This window comes from Pseudomonas sp. VMV1 (assembly GCF_056790235.1).
On the sequence record NZ_JBXGSE010000023.1, the window covers coordinates 1 to 5692 of the forward strand.

General features: G+C 62.3%; 7 protein-coding genes. All 7 read right to left on the reverse strand.

The annotated features are described in order from the left end of the window. Nucleotides 1-286: 286 nt before the first annotated feature. On the reverse strand, nucleotides 287-919 hold the full coding sequence (locus tag ACUCV0_RS23805) for an SOS response-associated peptidase (RefSeq protein ID WP_482213901.1): 633 nt from the start codon (nucleotides 917-919) through the stop codon (nucleotides 287-289). 364 nt (nucleotides 920-1283) lie between these two features. After that, nucleotides 1284-1700, reverse strand: a complete 417-nt coding sequence (locus tag ACUCV0_RS23810; protein ID WP_482213902.1) for a hypothetical protein — start codon at nucleotides 1698-1700, stop codon at nucleotides 1284-1286. Between the two features lie 7 nt (nucleotides 1701-1707). After that, nucleotides 1708-2436: a hypothetical protein gene (locus ACUCV0_RS23815; RefSeq protein WP_482213903.1), complete on the reverse strand. Its 729-nt coding sequence runs from the start codon at nucleotides 2434-2436 to the stop codon at nucleotides 1708-1710. 111 nt (nucleotides 2437-2547) lie between these two features. Beyond that, entirely contained in the window at nucleotides 2548-2790 is a 243-nt protein-coding gene (locus tag ACUCV0_RS23820; RefSeq protein WP_482213904.1) for a DUF1654 domain-containing protein, read from the reverse strand. 119 nt (nucleotides 2791-2909) lie between these two features. After that, a complete protein-coding gene (locus ACUCV0_RS23825) occupies nucleotides 2910-3200 on the reverse strand; it encodes a hypothetical protein (RefSeq protein WP_482213905.1) in 291 nt (96 codons plus the stop codon). Next, complete coding sequence (locus tag ACUCV0_RS23830; protein ID WP_482213906.1) at nucleotides 3197-4330, reverse strand: DUF7146 domain-containing protein; 1134 nt, start codon at nucleotides 4328-4330, stop codon at nucleotides 3197-3199. The genes ACUCV0_RS23825 and ACUCV0_RS23830 overlap by 4 nt, the downstream gene beginning before the upstream one ends. 140 nt (nucleotides 4331-4470) lie before the next feature. Continuing rightward, a complete protein-coding gene (locus ACUCV0_RS23835) occupies nucleotides 4471-5268 on the reverse strand; it encodes a hypothetical protein (RefSeq protein WP_482213907.1) in 798 nt (265 codons plus the stop codon). Between the last annotated feature and the right edge of the window lie 424 nt (nucleotides 5269-5692).

The following is a 5692-nucleotide window of genomic DNA, read 5'->3' on the forward strand; positions in this document are numbered from 1 at the left end:
GCGTCCGTCGGCTTTCAAAGACCGGAAAGCGGGTCGTCCTCCCACAGCACACGCAGGATCCGCTCGGCGATTACCCAGCCGTCCCTCCACTCAATCGCCTGGACTGTATGGGTTGGGTTCGGGCAGGGGTCGCCGAGCCCTGCCAGGTAGTCCTGGTAGCCTCGTCGCCGAGCGGTATTGGATATCATCGTGTGGCGGGCGTCATGCATGGCCGATCTTCGCAGCTGGGTTTAGTGGCCTTCGGTCTCTCCCCCTCTCTAGTAGGGGACCGTCTGTACCCTACTACCTAAGCGGTGCGCAGGCGATCTGAGGGATATTGACGGAGGAACTCGCCCGCGGCTTCGGCTGGCGCCTGCAGCCAGTCCTTGATCGAGCCGTTCGGCAAAATCGCCAACATCCGTTTCTCGTCCTCAGGCCGGTGGTAGTTCTTCATGAAGGGGTGATCGTCGGCGTTGACCGTCAGCATGGTGAAGCTGAAACGCCCTCTTCCGTCCGGGTCTCCCCATTCCTCCCATAATCCGGCGATCGCCATCAAGCCGCCGTCGGCCCGCTCAATGCGCGTTGGCACCGCCTTTCCGCTGCGCCAGTCTGGCTCATAGATCGCCGCCGCTGGAATGATGCAGTGCTGGGCCCTCTTCCAGGCCGTGCGGAAGGAGTTCTTCGTGGCGGCCGTTTCCGAGCGGCAGTTGTAGGTGCTGCGCCCGAGCTTTCTGTCCTTTGCCCAACCAGGCAGAAGGCCGAACTGGCCTATCGAGATCTCGTACTCCGATGCGCCATCCTCCTCCCCCTCGGCTGTGTTCGACCGGACGAAGGGTCCCATGTAGAGGGGCCATAGCTCGCCTTGGTATTGCTCGTCAACGGGCGCGCCGAACGCGCTTTTCAAACGCGCCGGCGTCGGCGCCTCATAGTGACTGCACATCGCCTGTCGCCTCCGGAGAATCCAACCTGGTGCGGCTGGCCTTTCGGCCGCGCCACACTGTTTGACCCGCCGACCGCGCTGCGTTCCGGAGGGGCGGCTGTCGGCTTGCTGATCGAGAAGGAGCAGGCGCCGTCGCCGACAGGCTTCCAGCTCCCCGCTCAGAACCGGTGACCCACATATTATTTACCCACCTAGTGGCAGCCCGTGGGATAGCGCGCGTTAACGTCACCTGAGGTGGGACCGTACAGCACGAGGAGGGAGCTTGATCACCGGCATAGGCCTGCGTGCCACCAATAGCCCGGTGGCGGTCTGGTGTAGAGAGGTAGCTCAGCTGATCCCCAGTGCCCAGGGGCAAAATGCTGCCCTACTTCACCAGATCTAAGATCTCGGGTCCTGAGATGGGAATGCCAGCAGGAACGCTCAAGAAATCGCTGATTCGGCCCAGGAATGCAGCGGCGTCGTCGGTGTTCGAAAGGGGGCGGCCGAAGAGGAATACGTTCGCCGGGTATCCATTCTGGTCCCAGTCGATCGAGAGGCGTTCCAGCTGGTACAGCTCACCATTGCGCAGTCGCTGAACAACTCCGTCCTTCTCGTACCCAGCCTGTCCCAGCGCGTGCTCGCAGATAAAGCGCCTGATAGCAGGGCTCTTAAACAACGCGTCAATCTGCGCGTCAGGCGCAGCGGTGCGCACCTGCTCCCAGACTTCCGGCTCCGCCATCATGAGCATACTCATCAGCTCAGTGCGCAGCCGCGCGATGTAGCTTTTCAGCCGGTGGGACATTGAGACCTCAGATCTGTTGTCGCTGGTAAACGGTGATGGCCAGCAGGCCGGACTGGTCCGGGGCTGGCCGAGTCACTAACTGCCAGCCGGCCATGCTACCCAGGTAACGCACGCCGTCCTGGCTACCCGCGTGCCGACGTTGCTTGTGCCGCATCACGTCAGCGGGTAGCGCCACCTCCCGGTTCAGGTCACGGACCACCCGAGCCAGCCGCGGGAAAACGTTTTCCGGCTTGCACTCACCCTTCGTCTCGTCCAGGTACTCGACCAGGGTGTGGTGGGAGAGGTAGATCTTCCCGAAGACCGGGTTTTCTACCGACGGCTGCGGAGGGGGTGTTCCGTCCCACCGCACGCAGAAGGCCGGATGCTCCTCGCGAGTCCAGAGCTTGTTCTTCTCCACGTTGATACCGCTCAGGCCGAAGAACTGAGTGCGCAGCGCATTCGACGTCTCGTAGAGCTCGCCCTTGGAGCTGTCCGAGAGCAACAGGCGCTTCACCGCGCCGCGCGACACCACGAGCTTCAGGTTTCCGCAGGTACGCTGGTGCCCGGCCAGCTCGAATTGCACCAGGGCGCACCACAGGCCGTAGAGCTCGATGAAGTCGAGCACGTTGTCGCCCAGGTCTCGGCTCAGGTGGATCTCGATCCGGCGGAAGAAGCGATCGTCCCCATTGAACAGGACGCTGTAGACGCCAGGCACGTCCGTGGCCGCGGTGCTCACTTTGCAAACTTTATAGGTCATCGTTTGGATCTCGGCAGGTAACTGGAACCTAGTCTCCATGCCTTTTGAAAATTGCAAACGCCGATTCTAGCGCGGTTGTGGGTCGAACCTTCCAGCGCGTCATACGATCACTCAGAAGTCGTCGTAGGTGACCTTCCAGAACAGGTCGACACTACCGTCATCGCGGTGGGCAATGATGACGCCGTCCATCTCGCTGATCGCCTCGAGCAGCTGGTCCCAGTCCTGGTCTCTCGCGTCGCGCCGTTCAACGTGGACGTGCTTTTCTCGGACGCCAGGCGCACTCAAGACTTGCCTATGAACCCTAGCGGCAAGCTGGTCATAGGGCGTCATTGCCGGCGGTGGGGGGCGGGCCATCTCCACAGGTCCCCTGGGGATGTTCTTTTATACAGTATTAAACAGGCTGCTCTGCTGGCAACCGGCGCGTGCCTGGCGAGACGAAAGGCGCCCAGGCTGATCGCCAGACGAAAAAAGGGTCAGCGTGCGCTGACCCTTTCAGGGTGTTCGGTCTGACCGAACAAGGTGTTGATGATGAGCTGTGCCTCGGCGGCGTAGGGTCCGAGGAAGGTCAATACAGCACCCTCCTCTGCGGCCCTTACATGCAGCAGGATCCGGTACCGTCCGTAATGCTCCCGGTACCGCTCCCTGACCAGCGCGCGGTACTCCCCTGCGCCGCCGGCAAATGAGGCCGGCGGCGCAAAGGGGTCGATACCGTGGCTGCCTGGCGCAGTGGGCACGATCCGCGGATCGAAGAGGTAATTGCTCACGCAACTGCCCTCCTCGCCCACTGCGGAAAGCCCATCCGCCCCAGCTGCAACAGCACATCATTCCAGTCGACGCCCTTGGCGCCTTCCGGAATGGGGAGCGGCGGCGCGAAGACCTGCAGCTGGATGTTTCGCTCCCAGAGCCGCTTGCGCAGCACCTTGGCAGCTTCCTCTCCACGACCGGACCGGTCCTTGTCGATCCAGATGCGAACGAGCTTGGTCGACGGCCCAGGCTCAAACGCTTCCAGCAAGGTGGCGCTCACCGCCGGGTAAACCCGAACCGCAAGATCCATCCCTGTTTCGATCGCAAACGCGGTCTCAAGGCCTTCGCACAGGTCGACAACCTGAGCATCCCACGGCCCGGTGCAGATGGCGCCACCGGTGACCTGACGATCACTGGGATAGACGCACATCTTCTTCGGGTTCTCCACCGGTGCCTTCTCGCCGCGAGCGGTAAGAAAGTGCCGGTGCAAGGTGATTGGCATCTTCGCCTTCGAGACCTTGGCGACGATCGCCGGGTACTCGCCTTCAAAGCGCCCATCTTCATTGTGGCTGGCCAGGCCCCGGTGAAATCGCACCGTGCCTTCGAGGCCGCTGCGATCCCAGATCAGGATCTTGCGGCTGGCCAGGTACAACCGTGCAGGTTCGGCGTCAGGATGAGTCAGCGGGATGGTCTCCGCCCACATCTTGTTCAGCCGGTTGCGCAGCATCGTGTCCTCCTCCGCCTGCTTCGCCGCCGCGGCTTCGCGCCGGGCTTGAAGCTGAGGCAGGCTCTGGCGATTGACACGCTCCTGCACATTCTCGTCATCGGTAGAGCGGATATCCAGGCGGTCACCCACCAGAGATACCGCATCAGCGAAGTCGATACCCTTGAGCCACTGCAGCAGCGCGAACCCATCCGGGAACGCACCGCAGGTGTTGCAGATACCGCCGCCGGACTCGTGAAAGTCCTTGCGGAAGAAGCGGAAGCCATCCCCCTTGCGCCCGGTCTTGCCGTGCACAGGACAGGCGACATGGCGCCCCACCTTGCTGAATGCGCGTGCATCGATCTCAGGGCACAGATCCTCCAGGATGGAATCCCAGCCACGCACCTTTGCCGCGTCACGCACCACACTCGCTTTCAAATTTCTCATCATGGACCTCCAGGTAAAGCCCACCACCGGGGCTTCCCGAAACCCCCGAGACGGGAGCTTGGGGGAAGCCCCGGCGCTGGGGAGTGGTCCAGAGAGACTTCGCCCCCAGAGGGGGATAAGCCCCCCTGGGGTTGGTTGGATCAGGCTGCCTGCCGCAGGCGCGGTAGGGACAGTGAGTTGAGGTACTGACGGGCAGTACCGATAGCGTCGTGAATGACCTCGCGGCCGGCGCTGCAAACGCGCCGCCCCTCCAGAAGCTCTACGCCGTAGACGTGCTTGCCGGCGAGAAGGATGTCGCCACCCTCCTCTTCACTGGTGACCAGGTAGACCTTGGCTTCCAGTGCGCAGAAGTGCAGCTTTTCTTCCATGACGGCCGTGATTCGCTCATCGAGCTCGTCATCGGTGGTCTGCCATTCGAACGGGTTGTGGGTCTCGTCCTCGAAGGCGTTGAGCTCTACGCGAAAACGATCCAGGCGAAAGACTCGCAGCTGGACCCTTTCGCGCAAATAGCGCTCAGTGAGGCTGTAGCCCATGCGCGCAAGCATCGCCCCCGTAGACACGATGTCCTCTTCCAAGGCCGTCATGAAGCGGTAGAACGCGACCTTATGCGTGGGGCCGCCGTACACCTCTGCGGCGGTACCTTCAACGCTACAAGCCGACTCGCTCAAGGACGTGGATCGCTCATGTACATAGCGATCGCGGCCCGGTGACAGTGTGAGCTCCTCGTGCTGGTCTGCGTTTTCCTTGAGCTCGCGCCAGATCGCCGGAAGGATCTCCGGTACCAGGCGCGGGCCAAGCTTTTCGATATCGAGCGTACCGGTGAAGCTTGCGCCATCGCCCTGGCAATAGCCGAGGGAATAGCGCACGTCGTCGGACGGGTAACCAAGCTTGTCGAGCTGGCGGGCCATCATGGTGGTAAGCGCGGTGTTGATGGACATTCCTGGATCTCCGGTAAGCGCGGAGTCCGGCCCCGGCGGGAACGAAGCCCGCGCGGGTTGAGGGTTGGCCAATCAGAACGAAAGGCCGGTGCTGAAGAGCTCAGCTGCTGCATCACGAGGGCGCACCATGGCGCCATCGAGAATCCACTGTGGGCTGCCTGAGGGGCACTCCGCAGTAGACTCAAGGCAAGCCCCGCCGCATGGGCGGGGACTCGCTTGAGCGATCGCTTCAGAGAAGCAGATCGAGAACGACAATCACCAGATTGATGATCTCGGCCATGGTGCACCTCCTGGTTGGGAGGGACCCTGCCCCCATCGGGAGCAGAAGTCCCGTGGGGAAAGACCTTGCGGCCCGCTGATACGTCTATCGGTGTGGTTTCAACCGGTCGACGCAACAGCGTGGTTAAAACACTCGGCGGGAGTT